12 protein-coding genes, 6 tRNA genes and 1 rRNA gene are annotated in these 13,027 nt (G+C 43.4%); 16 read left to right on the forward strand and 3 right to left on the reverse strand.

The window, feature by feature from the left end; genetic code table 11:
• From AC0YN6_RS04875 to AC0YN6_RS04915, 9 genes are all read left to right on the forward strand, one after another.
• Positions 1 to 102 (forward strand): 23S ribosomal RNA (locus tag AC0YN6_RS04875); the annotation flags it as partial.
• Positions 103 to 270: 168 nt separating this feature from the next.
• Positions 271 to 346, forward strand: a tRNA-His gene (locus tag AC0YN6_RS04880).
• Between the two features lie 30 nt (positions 347 to 376).
• Positions 377 to 451: transfer RNA gene (locus tag AC0YN6_RS04885), tRNA-Gln, on the forward strand.
• A 7-nt stretch (positions 452 to 458) separates the two neighbouring features.
• Positions 459 to 533 (forward strand) — tRNA-Gly (locus tag AC0YN6_RS04890).
• A gap of 7 nt (positions 534 to 540) precedes the next feature.
• Positions 541 to 614 (forward strand) — tRNA-Cys (locus AC0YN6_RS04895).
• Positions 615 to 631: 17 nt separating this feature from the next.
• Positions 632 to 708: transfer RNA gene (locus tag AC0YN6_RS04900), tRNA-Arg, on the forward strand.
• Positions 709 to 721: 13 nt separating this feature from the next.
• Positions 722 to 803 (forward strand) — tRNA-Leu (locus AC0YN6_RS04905).
• A 184-nt stretch (positions 804 to 987) separates the two neighbouring features.
• Positions 988 to 1,164 carry a hypothetical protein gene (locus tag AC0YN6_RS04910; protein ID WP_475745538.1) on the forward strand — a complete coding sequence of 59 codons (177 nt, stop codon included), beginning with the start codon at positions 988 to 990 and terminating at the stop codon, positions 1,162 to 1,164.
• 257 nt (positions 1,165 to 1,421) lie between these two features.
• On the forward strand, positions 1,422 to 2,006 hold the full coding sequence (locus tag AC0YN6_RS04915) for a GNAT family N-acetyltransferase (protein WP_475745539.1): 585 nt from the start codon (positions 1,422 to 1,424) through the stop codon (positions 2,004 to 2,006).
• A gap of 24 nt (positions 2,007 to 2,030) precedes the next feature.
• On the opposite strand, the gene AC0YN6_RS04920 is transcribed toward AC0YN6_RS04915, so the two are convergent.
• A complete protein-coding gene (locus AC0YN6_RS04920; RefSeq protein WP_475745540.1) occupies positions 2,031 to 2,810 on the reverse strand; it encodes an RNA ligase family protein in 780 nt (259 codons plus the stop codon).
• A 162-nt stretch (positions 2,811 to 2,972) separates the two neighbouring features.
• Here AC0YN6_RS04920 and AC0YN6_RS04925 point away from each other — a divergent pair, with 162 nt between their 5' ends.
• Both AC0YN6_RS04925 and AC0YN6_RS04930 read left to right on the forward strand, forming a co-directional pair.
• Positions 2,973 to 3,386, forward strand: a complete 414-nt coding sequence (locus AC0YN6_RS04925) for a DUF2203 family protein (protein ID WP_475745541.1) — start codon at positions 2,973 to 2,975, stop codon at positions 3,384 to 3,386.
• Positions 3,387 to 3,556: 170 nt separating this feature from the next.
• Positions 3,557 to 4,852, forward strand: coding sequence for an outer membrane protein assembly factor BamB family protein (locus AC0YN6_RS04930; protein WP_475745542.1), 1,296 nt, complete (start codon positions 3,557 to 3,559; stop codon positions 4,850 to 4,852).
• A 90-nt stretch (positions 4,853 to 4,942) separates the two neighbouring features.
• Here AC0YN6_RS04930 and AC0YN6_RS04935 read toward each other — a convergent pair whose 3' ends face one another.
• A complete protein-coding gene (locus AC0YN6_RS04935; RefSeq protein WP_475745543.1) occupies positions 4,943 to 6,004 on the reverse strand; it encodes an endonuclease/exonuclease/phosphatase family protein in 1,062 nt (353 codons plus the stop codon).
• Between the two features lie 227 nt (positions 6,005 to 6,231).
• Here AC0YN6_RS04935 and AC0YN6_RS04940 point away from each other — a divergent pair, with 227 nt between their 5' ends.
• From AC0YN6_RS04940 to AC0YN6_RS04950, 3 genes are all read left to right on the forward strand, one after another.
• On the forward strand, positions 6,232 to 7,140 hold the full coding sequence (locus tag AC0YN6_RS04940; RefSeq protein ID WP_475745544.1) for an aldo/keto reductase: 909 nt from the start codon (positions 6,232 to 6,234) through the stop codon (positions 7,138 to 7,140).
• Positions 7,141 to 7,289: 149 nt separating this feature from the next.
• The gene (locus AC0YN6_RS04945) at positions 7,290 to 7,739 is read left to right on the forward strand and encodes an Rrf2 family transcriptional regulator (RefSeq protein WP_475745545.1); all 450 of its coding nucleotides are present in this window, start codon (positions 7,290 to 7,292) and stop codon (positions 7,737 to 7,739) included.
• Between the two features lie 204 nt (positions 7,740 to 7,943).
• Positions 7,944 to 8,960 carry an LLM class flavin-dependent oxidoreductase gene (locus AC0YN6_RS04950; protein ID WP_475745546.1) on the forward strand — a complete coding sequence of 339 codons (1,017 nt, stop codon included), beginning with the start codon at positions 7,944 to 7,946 and terminating at the stop codon, positions 8,958 to 8,960.
• Positions 8,961 to 9,064: 104 nt separating this feature from the next.
• Here AC0YN6_RS04950 and AC0YN6_RS04955 read toward each other — a convergent pair whose 3' ends face one another.
• Positions 9,065 to 9,706: a M15 family metallopeptidase gene (locus AC0YN6_RS04955; protein WP_475745547.1), complete on the reverse strand. Its 642-nt coding sequence runs from the start codon at positions 9,704 to 9,706 to the stop codon at positions 9,065 to 9,067.
• A 190-nt stretch (positions 9,707 to 9,896) separates the two neighbouring features.
• On the opposite strand from AC0YN6_RS04955, the gene AC0YN6_RS04960 reads away from it, so the two are divergent.
• Together AC0YN6_RS04960 and AC0YN6_RS04965 are read left to right on the forward strand one after the other, a co-directional pair.
• Positions 9,897 to 11,510, forward strand: coding sequence for an S-layer homology domain-containing protein (locus tag AC0YN6_RS04960; protein ID WP_475745548.1), 1,614 nt, complete (start codon positions 9,897 to 9,899; stop codon positions 11,508 to 11,510).
• Between the two features lie 255 nt (positions 11,511 to 11,765).
• Complete coding sequence (locus AC0YN6_RS04965) at positions 11,766 to 13,004, forward strand: TraB/GumN family protein (protein ID WP_475745549.1); 1,239 nt, start codon at positions 11,766 to 11,768, stop codon at positions 13,002 to 13,004.
• The last annotated feature ends 23 nt before the right edge of the window (positions 13,005 to 13,027 follow it).

Raw genomic sequence — 13,027 nt, forward strand, 5'->3', positions numbered from 1 at the left:
AGTATGTAAGACCCCTTGAAGACGACGAGGTTGATAGGTTCGGGGTGGAAGCACAGCAATGTGTGTAGCTGACGAATACTAATCGGTCGAGGGCTTATCCTAAACACGTTTACTCGGACCCATACATCCGGTAGACAGCAGCATAAAAGGTTTTCAGCAAACCTTATCTTTCGTATCCAGTTTTCAGGGCGCAACTTGCTAATGCGTGCATTAGCAGATGACCCACAAAAGTGGGTTTTCTTTTTTGTCTTGCACCTGATATAAATTATGGCGGTCGTGGCGAAGTGGTTAACGCATCGGTTTGTGGATCCGACACTCGGGGGTTCAATTCCCCTCGATCGCCCCATTATTTTAAACTAGCAATTCTGAATTTTGTTGGGGATTAGCCAAGCGGTAAGGCAACGGACTTTGACTCCGTCATTCTCAGGTTCGATCCCTGAATCCCCAGCCATTCATATGCGGAAGTGGCTCAGCGGTAGAGCATCGCCTTGCCAAGGCGAGGGTCGCGGGTTCGATTCCCGTCTTCCGCTCCATTATGTTGGCGCCATAGCCAAGTGGTAAGGCAGAGCTCTGCAAAAGCTCTACCCCTAGTTCGAGTCTAGGTGGCGCCTCCATTTTAATAATTGAATATGTGCCCTTAGCTCAGCTGGATAGAGCGTTTGACTACGAATCAAAAGGCCAGGAGTTCGAATCTCTTAGGGCACGCCATATTTACCTAAATGCCGATGTGGCGGAATGGCAGACGCGCGCGACTCAAAATCGTGAGGGAAACCGTGGAGGTTCGAGTCCTCTCATCGGCACCAAATAATACACTCAAACTCTTAAGATCACTTTGATCTCAAGAGTTTTTTTTGTTTATTACGTATAATTTTTAGTATGTTAAATAAACCGGAAGCCAGATTGGTTGCATTTTACAACGTATTTTTGTAAGCTTGTGTGAAAGTTGAATTTTTCTAAATTATGGATATGAATAAAAGGAGCGTGTACATGGGAGCTTCTCAAGGGGGTTTTGTTCTGGGTATATTTCCAATGTTGTTATTTATAATATACGTTGTCGTAGCGCTTATGGGTATTTATTGTTTATATTTACTCATTAAACTTTTGATACGGGCGATAAAAGCTTTAGATATTCATTTAGATGAGAAGAGAAATAGACATTTATAAATTAATTATCGCTATCATCTAATAGCGCTAGGAGGAGTGAACGTGCCGCTTGATTATAGGGTCACTGAGCTGTCCGGAATTCCGGATAATATGCTGGATGATTACCAATCATTGCATTAAATCGAAGCAGGGCGAATACCTCAGTATGCTAGAGCAGCGGATGGGGAGCTCCATGACACGATCTATTATTATAAGAATATAGTGCTTTAAGGTAGTATGCTAGAGTAGGAAAATTAATAAGCAGGAGGCGTGTTAGGATGAGTGATTTGAATATAAACCCTTTGCTGTTGACTGTACCAGAGAGCTTTGAGACTAGTCGTCTGCTTATCCGCGCGCCACAATGGGGAGACGGGGTTAAGCTTAATGAAGGCGTTAGGGAAAGTGCAAATGAGCTCAAGCCTTGGATGCCTTGGGCTCAATCTATTCCTACTGTCGTACAATCCGAGGTGGTCATAAGGAAAGCACGTTCTAGGTATTTGGAGCGTTCGGACCTGATGATGCTGTTATTCTTAAAGGACACTGGTCAATTGATAGGAAGCAGCGGTCTTCATCGCATCGATTGGCAAGCTAGAAAATTCGAAATCGGCTATTGGGTTCGTTCAGATTTTAGCGGAAAAGGATATATAACAGAAGCAGTAGATGCGATCACAAATTTTGCAGTCAATGAGTTAATGGCCAACCGTGTGGATATACGCTGTGATTCTCGAAATATCCGCAGTGCGCGAGTAGCGGAGCGACTCGGATTCACGCTAGAAGGTGTTCTTCGCAATGAAAAATGTGATGTTGACGGTTTTTTGCGTGATACAATGGTGTTTGCTAAAGTGAGAGGCAAGGAATTTTGACGCAAACCATCATAGCAAAACCGCTTATTTTCTAAACGTTCTTTCGTAATCCTCAAACCGAATTTTTCGGATGTGTTTCCGATCAGTTGAACGGACAATGATACCCTCTGACTTCCCTGATGCATCAATTCCGACTTTCGTCTGTTCGTAATATTTCAAGAACGAGTAGGTGTCTTCAATTGATCTTGGGAAAGCATCGCCTTCCTCTATGGTCAGAAGCGGAGCATATTCCAAATCAAATTTCTGAATAAACCTAGTTTTCTCCACCTCATCATAAAAGGGCTGATTTCCATGATCACGCCATTCTGCGATTTTCTCCTGCGGCAACGATAACAGCTGTTCTAAGTCATCTGCGCTCAGGGAGAACACGTCGAATACACGGTAGCCTTGCGTTTTGTTTACGGTATAATTTTTGGCAGCCTTCGTCTTCCCGCCGTATGATTCTTGATAGATAACAGTCAACGCCCAATCTTGTTCTGAAAAAATTTCGTCTAGCAACTTGTCTGCTATAGGCTTAAGAAACTCAGCAATGTTGCCATACGGATTACCAATTCGATCTCCTTTTGCATATAACAATTCTTCTCTAGAACCGATTAAATAATCGATTTCATTGTGTCTGTTTCGAAATAGAATAATTCTAGCGTTTTCACCGTCAACCTTCTCATAAACATAAATAGAATCCGCTTCATGAATAAAACCACGTTCCTCCGATAGGCTCTCCGTTAATCGGCCTTTTTCACCTAGGCTGTGGTAGGTAAGAATGCTGGGGTATTTAGTTAATGAATTTAACTTTTTTAGATCCACTTTTCTCAGCTCCTTTTCGTCACAAGAATATTAATTCGCTATGGGGCATTATAGTCCTTCAATAAAAGGAAAGGTGACTCCTTTACTCGGATGGAATGAGCGTGTAGGATACTAATAAAGAACGATATAATGAAGCACAATTGGATAAGGAGTGATTACGGCATGGGGAACAAAACCTTTACGCTGAGAGAGGCCAATGAGATGCTGCCGGAGTTGCAAGAGGATTTACGAAGGCTTCAGCAATTAACGGCACAGTTTGAAAACTTATATATGGATTATCAGAAAGCAAAGACTGTTTATGAGCAAGCTTTTGCTGGTTCTCGAGGCAGTAAGGACCCTTTCTTTGAGCAGGAAAGCCAGCTTGAATTCATGAAGATCGAGGCGGATCTGTTAATCGAAAACTTTTCTCGAAAAGGCGTGCAGCTGAAAATGATCACACCCGGCTTGATCGACTTCCCAGCGGTGTTGGATAACGAGGATGTTCTCATTTGCTGGAAGGAAGGGGAAGCAAGTGTTAGTCATTATCATGGCTTACATGATGGCTTTAACGGCAGAAAGCCTTTTCCGCAGGAGTGAAATAGAACGTAAACTAATAAGTGTAGTGATAGATGACCAGCGGGGGACGTGACGTATCCTTGTCTGGTCATTTTCTTTCAGGATGAACCAGTGCGTTAACGTGAAACATTTTCCAATTGGTAAACGTCATGTTATTGGGCTACTAAATCTGAAAGATAAGCGGGTGTAAAATGAGAAACTGGAATAGTGCTATTTGGCGCGGTGTAATGTTGGCGTGTTGTTCATTATTGTTAATAAGCTCTGCTGTATCTGCAGCCATTAATCCACGCACTTCCTATGTGGGAGACAATACCGAAACTGCGATAGCTGCTCCAATCATCAAGCCGCAATGGTCATTAACCTATGAAGGTGAAGTAGTAACAGGTGAAGGCAAAGCCTTTTATTTGCAAAAGGGAAAAGTAATAGCGATAAATATTCAAAACGGCAAGAAGCTGTGGGAGTATGGCAGCCGGCTCAAGGAACCTCTCGTTTATAAGGGCGGCCAAGTATATGTCAATTCTAGTGCAGGCCGTGTTCATGCGATAAAAGCGTCCTCGGGCAAGAAGGCCTGGGTGACTTCAGTTAACGCTAATAACATACATAATATTGTAGCAGATGGCGATCAGCTATTTACGTTCAACGGAGATATTCTAGCATACAGCATAAAGGATGGGAAGTTTCAGTGGCGCGATAATTACGATCACCCATTGCTCACCAATGTACTGTTTCATGGAGATTTTATTATTGTTGAAAACGAGCTGTCGGGTGCATATACTTACTCGCTCATTCATTCTTTTAACCGCAAGACAGGGAAAAAGGGTTGGGAAGCTAAAAGTTACAATTTCCCTATTGGTGCAAAAGACGGAACGATAACTATGCAGAAGCATGCCACCCTATTTGACCCTGCACCATTAACAACACTCGATACCCTCGATGTGAAGACGGGAAAAGTGCTAAAGAGTGTACAATATAATCCTCTAAAGATTGACGTGGAGCAAAAAGAATTCGTTAACGAAGGTGATGCTTGGATTAACGGGGATACTGTATTTGTTAGCATCAACTCTAATGTATACACTTATTCTCAACAAGGAGATAAGGATGTAACAGAACCTACGGTTTATTCGCCTGTTATCTATAGTCCGGGGTTCAAATACGCAGCTGGACCGTATGAGGGCAAATTGATCTATACGAATGGCCGCGGTATTTATGGTGTTAAATTAGTCAACAAAGCTACTGTGGATTATACAGCTGGGGTGACAGGCCTCATTGCACGTTTTGATTTAATTGGTAAAGGATTATATGCAGCACAGACAGACGGCACACTATCAGCTATTGATCTTGTGACAGCGAAGCCAATCTTACAATTGAAAACAAACGGAAGAGAGTTCGGTGAGACGCTGCTGGAGAGCGGAATGATTGTGGTACAGACGAAGGGTAAGCTGCTTGCATTTAAAGAGCCGGCGAACTTGAAAGCAAATGCTAAATAATTAACCCTGCTAAGTATGATGAACAAAGAGCTGTTCAATGAATGATGAGATAAAAAGAGTCCCGCTTGCTTGCAATCGGGACTCTTTGATTTATTTTAAAATAAACTCTGCCGTTACCGGATTATGGTCACTATGCTCAAACGCTAAATCGGTGCTTTGCAGCCGGATCTTTTCGACGTTTGAAGAAATGAGAAAACCATCGATAATGGCTCTAAAATTAACACCTTCTGTATAGGCAATATCGAGTGTGCGAACGGTAGGAATGTTATCGTCTACCATCCACTGAAAGCTGTCGGGCATGAAATCCTCTGGAAACTTCTGAAGCCACTCCGGCCATACTTGTGTAGTTTCAAATCGTTCTGTATCCGTTCCGGGCAGCGTATGGTTCCAATCGCCGCCTACAATAATATAATTGCCTTTTTCATTTTCCTTCTCTAAAAAAGCCGCTAAGTAATCCAGCTGCTGCTTACGAATATTCCCTCCCTTATCGAAAGCAGATAAATGAAGATTGACGAGGACGAGCTCCTTATCGTTATTGACCTCGAATCTGCTCTCAATGAAGGCACGGTCCAAATCAAGCTGCTGCCTTGGCCAGCTTTCTTTGCCGGGAAGATCATAGCGCTGATTGCTCGTGCTCTTGAACGTTGACATCGTCATTAGACCGCTGTATACGGAGCCCATAGGGTCAAGGACAGGAACAGGTACCCAAGGCACTTTATAATTGTAGGCAAACGCATAGCTGTAATCCTGCAAAGCCTTTGCTAAGTAGTCAACCTCATTGATATGGTTGCTTCTTGAAGAACGGTGGTCTACTTCCTGGAGCAAATAAAAATTGGATTGCGTTGTCTTCATGAAGGAAGAAATGGAATCCAAATTGGTTATCGTTTGCTTCTTGCTGCTAGAGCGTGAGTTCTTACCTCCATCCATAAAAAAATCTTGGTTTTTGTCCAAGCCAGCATAACCGATGTTAAAGGTCGTAATTGTAATGGGTGTACCTTGCTCAATCACCAGCTCGCTATTGTTTTCTGTCGCAAGTGTAACGACTTCATCCGGTTTATAATCGGTTATTGTGATATACAGTAGAAATCCACCTGCGATTAAGGTAACGGCGAGCAAGAGTGAACTAACTATTTTTAATATTTTTTTACCCATGAGATCCATCCTTTCATTGTTGCTCTCTCTATTAAGCATATAAGAACGCTACAGGAAATGTACCATGATGCTGGGCTTTGCACTAGTTTTTTTATTTAAAGTTTCCCAGATCTTGGATCAATGTTGATCCCTTTGTTTAAAAGGGATATCATGAATGAATAATAGATGGCCGAGGAAGTACGAGGTCTAAATAGTATGAGGAATTCATTGGATTGGAGTGTTTAAGCATGAAGCACAATCGACTAGGAAAATCAGAGCTTTACGTTAGTGAGATCGGTCTTGGCTGCATGTCGCTTGGCACAGATAAAGCAAAGGCGATCGCCCTTGTACATGAAGCGATTGATAACAGCATTAATTTTTTGGATACGGCAGATCTTTATGATGAGGGTCTTAATGAGGAAATCATCGGTGAGGCGATAAAGGGTAGACGATCGGACATTATTCTCGCGACAAAGGTTGGAAATCGATGGGAGAAGGGCAAAGCAGGCTGGTCTTGGGACCCTTCCAAAGCGTATATTAAGTCGGCTGTGAAAGACAGCTTGCGAAGACTTCAAACAGACTATATCGATTTGTACCAGCTGCATGGCGGTACGCTTGATGATCCAATCTCGGAGACGATTGAAGCGTTTGAGGAGCTTAAGCAGGAGGGACTTATTCGATATTACGGCATTTCTTCGATTCGACAGAATGTTATCAGGGAGTACGTGGAGCGATCCAATATTGTGAGCGTAATGAGCCAATATAGTATTTTGGACAGAAGGCCTGAGGAGCAAATACTTCCTTTGCTTGAAGAGAAGGGAATTAGTTTAATTGCCCGCGGTCCGGTGGCAAAAGGGATTCTCACTTCTAACGGCGCTGATAAAGCGGATAAGGGTTACTTGGATTATGACAAAGAAGAACTGTCGGCTTTGCGATCAGCATTGCTTGAAGCGGGAGATGGCTCCCGTGATATGGCGCATACGGCAATCCGCTATGCTTTAGCGAGTCCAGCGGTAGCAACGGTCATTCCTGGCGCCAGCTCATCAGCACAGCTGCAGCACAATATAGGGGCGAGTGAGGCCGAGCTGCTGACGCAAGCTGAGCTTGAAGCAATTCAGCGTGTGAGCAGAGCGAATAAATACGAGCAGCACCGATAGAAAAAGACTCAAAGCAGTATGTTTCTTAGAGAGAAAGCCTATACCAACGCTTTCTCTCTGTGCTATTCTTAGAGTGGAAGGTTTGACATTATCAACTGTATGAAATAACATTACAGTACAGTATCCTTCTTGGGAGGGAGTTGTGAAAAATGAATAGTGAATTTACGGTTGCGGTTCACAGCTTAGTGCTGTTAGCGTATTTGCCTGATCATATGGCCAGCAGCGAGATCATTGCTCGCAACGTGTCGACGAATCCAACACGCATTCGCAAAATTATGAGTTCCTTGCGGAAACATGGATTTGTGAAGACGAAGGAAGGAATTGGCGGCGGATATATTTTGAACTGTGAGCCGAGTGAGGTTACGCTTGCTCAAATATATCGAGCACTATCTGGCGGTACGCTGAAGCCGCATTGGTGTTCAGGTAATCCTGAGGAGGATTGTCTAGTATCCTCGAATATTCAAGTGGTGATGGATCATTTCTTTTACGAAGCAGAGCAGCATTACGTGGCTTATTTGGAGCAAAATACGCTTCAAACGGCTTTGGACAAGATTCGGAAATGCCAACAGCAGCAAAAATCACAGCAAATTGAAGGTTAGACAGCATAGGTGTTAACTGTTCCGGCTGCTTCATGTAAAGGTGGTAAATAGAGGTTAGAGCTGTTTATTGCCGCTAATTTATTGAAGCAGTCGTCTAGTGCGGCCTTTTTTTTAAGTAATATGTATTTAATAATAGTACAGTTGGCGAGCGTATAAACAAGATAGAAGCTATAGCTTCTAATCACAAAGAAAAGAGTGAGTGCTGTGTCAGAACAATTTAAAATAAATTCTACTTTTAATATCCCGTTATCGATTCTTGATGTATCTCCTATTGTTGAAGGAGGTACTGTCGCAGACTCGCTTCGCAATACGTTGGATCTTGCACAGCATGCAGAACAGTGGGGATACAACCGCTACTGGCTGGCGGAGCATCATAATGCCCCAAGTATCGCGAGCTCGGCTACATCCATCGTTATCGGACATGTAGCGGCAGGCACGTCAACGATTCGTGTAGGCGCAGGAGGAATCATGCTGCCGAATCATGCTCCGCTAGTTATCGCTGAGCAATTCGGTACGTTGGAATCGCTATTCCCCGGCCGTATCGATCTTGGCCTTGGTCGTGCACCTGGTACTGACGGTCTTACAGCAGCTGCGCTTCGCGGAAGCAGAAGAAGCAATGGGCATGATTTCCCTGAGCAGCTGGAGGAGCTGCGCGCGTTTCTAGATCCGGCTGGTGCAGAAATGGGCATGCCTTTGCGAGCTATTCCGGGGGAAGGGCTTGATATTCCGATTTGGCTGCTTGGTTCGAGCGATTTTAGCGCTTTACTTGCCGCACAGCTCGGTCTGCCGTTTGCTTTTGCAGGACATTTCTCACCTAATTTTACTGTCCCAGCGATGAATCTTTATCGCAGCAGCTTCAAGCCATCTGCTATTCTTGATAAGCCAAAAGGAATGGTAGCGGTCAATGTGATTGCGGCAGATACCGATGAGGAGGCTGCCTATTTAGCTACATCAATGCAGCAGCTATTCCTAACTTTTATTCGCAATACGCGGGGCAAGCTGCCAGCACCTGTTCACAGCATGGATAATATATGGACAGAGCAGGAGAAGATTACTCTAATGCAACAATTAGGCTCTTCCATCGTTGGCGGTCCGGAAACTGTACGCACGAAGCTGAAGCAATATATTGAGGCAACGAAGGCTGATGAAATCATGGTCGCTGCTCATATTTTTGATCATAAGGCAAGATTGCGTTCTTATGAAATTATAGCGGGTCTGTAAAGAGCGCTGGTTGTTAAAAGAATGAAGAAACAAAAAATAGTGCAGACTAAACCAAAGTCTGCACTATTTTTTGTTTGGCGCATTTTAGGATATAGGACTAGCGCTCATTTATTCGACAGGCGGCTGATGACCTTGCGGAGCTTATTAATTGAATAACCAAAGTCCATTTGGAGATGAGGATAGTCCTTGAAGTTTTTCCAATCTCCACCCCATGAGAAGCCGAGCCGTTTGGCTATTGCAACAACTTCCATCCAATCGGATTGGCCATTTTTATTGCCGTCATATTCCATATCCCATAAGACCTCGCCCTTCTTCGTTCGCAGGGCAAAGTCGATTGCGAGTCCGTAATTGTGATACGAATGTCCGCCTTGCACTTGTGTTACTACGTTTCCTTCGGTTGTACGTCCTTTAGCATAAATCGCATTTTGTTCCTCGCTTGAGCGGAAGCCGTCTGTAATAAGGATGGTGATACCGGCTTTGCTCGTTTCAGTGATCAACTCGGTCTGTTTGCTGAAAACAATCGGGTGCAGCTCGTTTAAAGGGGGAGCGGGAATACTATCGATACTATCGTTGTTAGGCAAGTATGGATCAAAGGTAAGAATTGCTCTCCATAACAAGGCAGCGATTAATGCCAAAATAATGAACAGCAGCAGTCGGTTTCGCTTGCGTTTATTTCTTGCTGCGAGATCGAGCTTAGCCTGAATAATTGGTAATGGCTGATGAGAAAAAGAATTTCGTTCCAGCATGTTGAATCTCCTTACATTTTATATCCGTTTATCTTATCATATTGTCTATTTTGTTGCCCTAGTCTGTGGTAGGGGTTTCGTTATATTCGCTTAAATAGCTGGTACGAGCTCCTTCTGCCAATATTTTTGCAATGAGTAATAGACTAGATTTTGATATGCTTCGAGGATTGATCTCATTAGGAGGGTCTCCTTGAAGCATACGTATTATAGATTCGCTCTAGCAGTCATTGTTTTAATATATATAATTACAGTAATCGGATATCCAGTAGCAGCGCAGAGACTCTTGCCTTTCGATGATATATCGAACAGTTATGCGAAGCAAGAAATTATAGATTTATATGATAAAAAAATAATAACGGGAACGTCGGAGCGAAGCTTCTCCCCTACGGCGTCTATTTCGAGAGCGGAGTTTGTTACGATGCTAGATCGATTGCTTGGACTTAAGCCTGTAGCAAGCCCCGTTTCACCGTTTATTGATGTGGCTAAGAACGCGTGGTATTACGGCTGGATACAGGCTGCTGTGCAGCTCGGTTTAGCAGATGGTGTAAGCTTAACTCGCTTTGCGCCTGGAAAGGCGGTTACAAGGCAAGAGGCAGCCGTGTTACTCGCTCGTGCTTTGAAAAAGTCAGATGACAAATCAGGGACAATACTGTACTTTGGTGATAATCGTCTCATTGCTAAGTGGGCGAGCTCATCGGTAGCGACAATGTATGCACTTGGTCTCATGAAAGGTGATAATAACGGGCTTTTTCGTCCCACTGCTCCAATTAGCAGACAAGAAACGGCTGTTATGATCCACCGGGTGCTGCAGCATGAGAAATGGGCGACGGAACTAGCTGCTAAACCAAAAGAAAGCATTAAGCTTGGCTGGCAGTATGGTCAGACGACGCTGCAATATGAGAAAAGTATACTGCATTCGAATGTAAATACGTTGTCTCCACGTTGGTATTTTGCAGGAGGATCGGGTGATATTTCAGATAATACTGATCCGTCTCTTGTAGCATGGGCGAGAGAAAACAATAAAAAAGTATGGGCAATGGTTGGCAATCGCTCCGATCAAGAAGCTACTCATAAGCTGTTGTCTAGTACCGCAGCGCGAACCAAAGCGATCTCGCAGCTGACATCTTATGTTCAGAAATATCATCTGGATGGGCTTAATATTGATTTTGAGAATGTAGCTTCTCAAGATCGTAATGCTTTAACTGCATTTATAACGGAATTATCTAAAAAGCTGAAGCTGTTGAACGTCACTCTTTCTATCGATGTATCGCCTGATCGTGGAACGGATTGGACAGATGCATTTGATTTCGCCGCGCTTGGTAAGCAAGCCGACTATATCATCTTGATGGGCTATGATGAGCATTGGGGAGGCGGCTCAAAAGCGGGCTCGAATGCGTCCTTAGGTTATATTAACGCGGCAGTAAATAAGCTTGTTAACGAGGTGCCTAGTGAAAAGGTGATATTGGCAGTGCCATTTTACAATCGCGATTGGGATCTAAAGAAGGATGGAAGCGTAGAATCCTCTGCATTTATTTCGCTTGATGAGCAAAATGCGCTGATCAATAAATATGAGATAAAGCCCGTGTGGGACGCGAAGATCGGACAGTATACGACTGCATATGTGAAGAATGGTGTGCGTCATCAAATATGGGTGGAGGATGGCCGTTCTTTAACTGAAAAATATAAGCTTGCATTAAATGCTCAATTAGCAGGACTAGCTTACTGGTATGTAGGCGGAGAAAGTTCAGACATTTGGACAAGCATGAAAAATGCAGATCGTTTTCTCGGTTATTCTTTTGCCTGATAATAATGAAACGTAATGACAAAGGTACGCCTGCAAATAATGAGGTGTGCCTTTTTTTGTTGAACAGCTGCTATCCTATTAGAACGTGCATTATAAATGTTTAACATAATGCAACGCAACGAAAACTTGTTTCGTATTTTCCGATCTAGAAATTGCGCGGTGAATATGTGTAAAATATGTAAGAAGTAGTGGTAATTGTCTGATTTGATTTTATAGGACAAGCAGCTGCTGAAATGAGAAGGAGTGGGTATTATCGTGAAAAAGCTTGCAGCATTATTTCTATCGTTAGCACTTCTATTTTCTTTCGTTACGAGTATCCAAGCGGAGGCTAAGCCGATTTCCATTTGGATTGATGGCGAGCAGGTTCAGCTTGGAGAAACTCAGCCAATTATGGAGAAGGGAACAGTCCTCGTTCCTGCGAAGATTCTGTTTGAAGAGCTTGATTTTCAAGTAACCTGGGATGAGAAGAATGAGGTCATTGCAGGCAAGAAGCAAGGATTAGTGCTTCAATTCCAAATCGATAATCTTGGAGCTATGGCCAATGAAAAGGAAATAGGACTGCTGGCCGCACCTAAGATTGTTAAAGAGACAGTATACATTCCTATACGCACCGTAAGTGAAGCGTCAGGCTACGAAATTTCTTGGAATAAAGATCAGCGTTCCGTTTCCCTTGAGGAGAATGAGCCAAGCAAAGGCTTCATGTGGAAAGTAGAAAATGCAGGCAGCACTGTATATTTGCTTGGATCGATCCACATTGCGAACAAGGCGATGTATCCGCTGCGTCCTGAAATTCAGAAGGCTTATGAAGCATCCGACTATTTGGTTGTAGAGGCCGATATTTCAAAGATGAACGATGAAAATGTTCAAAAGCAAGTGCTTGATTTAAGCGTATATAAGGACAATACGAAACTTAAGGATCATATTACAGCTGATACATACAAGAAGCTGGGAGTGATTTTGAAAGAGAACGGCTTGCCAGAGAATGCACTGGATACGTATAAACCGTGGAGCGTGTCGTCATCCTTGGACTACCTTACTTCAACAAAATCAGGATTTGATGCAGGCATAGGAATCGATGCACATTTCTTGCAGCAGTCTCTAGAGAACAAGAAGTTGATACTAGAGCTGGAGTCGATCGATTACCAGCTGAAAATGTTCAATAACTTCTCGGACAAACTGCAAGAGGAGATGCTGACAGCTTCCATTGAAAGTTACTACTCCGAGAATTCTGAAATCGGGAAACTAACGGATATGTGGGTAAGCGGAAACGAGGAGCAGCTTCTAGAGTTGATTAAATCAACTTCGACGAATGAAGAATTAATCAAGGCACTTCTAACGGATCGAAACGCCCCAATGGTTGAGAAAATAACGGGCTATTTGAATGACAATACGAAAAAAACGTATTTTGTAGTAGTGGGAGCTGCGCATATGTTAGGCGATAGCGGTATCGTTCCACTCTTGGAGAAGAAGGGCTTCACGGTAACACGTCAATAACAGCAGGATAGGATTACAACAGA

The sequence above is a fragment of the Paenibacillus sp. J22P15 genome (assembly GCF_056269345.1).

What these genes read in the sequence shown, in the direction of transcription:
- AC0YN6_RS04910 (WP_475745538.1), top strand. Translation starts at nt 988, where the DNA reads ATGGGAGCTTCTCAAGGGGGTTTTGTTCTGGGTATATTTCCAATGTTG.
- AC0YN6_RS04915 (WP_475745539.1), top strand. Translation starts at nt 1,422, where the DNA reads ATGAGTGATTTGAATATAAACCCTTTGCTGTTGACTGTACCAGAGAGC.
- AC0YN6_RS04925 (WP_475745541.1), top strand. Translation starts at nt 2,973, where the DNA reads ATGGGGAACAAAACCTTTACGCTGAGAGAGGCCAATGAGATGCTGCCG.
- AC0YN6_RS04930 (WP_475745542.1), top strand. Translation starts at nt 3,557, where the DNA reads ATGAGAAACTGGAATAGTGCTATTTGGCGCGGTGTAATGTTGGCGTGT.
- AC0YN6_RS04935 (WP_475745543.1), bottom strand. Translation starts at nt 6,004, where the DNA reads ATGGGTAAAAAAATATTAAAAATAGTTAGTTCACTCTTGCTCGCCGTT.
- AC0YN6_RS04940 (WP_475745544.1), top strand. Translation starts at nt 6,232, where the DNA reads ATGAAGCACAATCGACTAGGAAAATCAGAGCTTTACGTTAGTGAGATC.
- AC0YN6_RS04945 (WP_475745545.1), top strand. Translation starts at nt 7,290, where the DNA reads ATGAATAGTGAATTTACGGTTGCGGTTCACAGCTTAGTGCTGTTAGCG.
- AC0YN6_RS04955 (WP_475745547.1), bottom strand. Translation starts at nt 9,706, where the DNA reads ATGCTGGAACGAAATTCTTTTTCTCATCAGCCATTACCAATTATTCAG.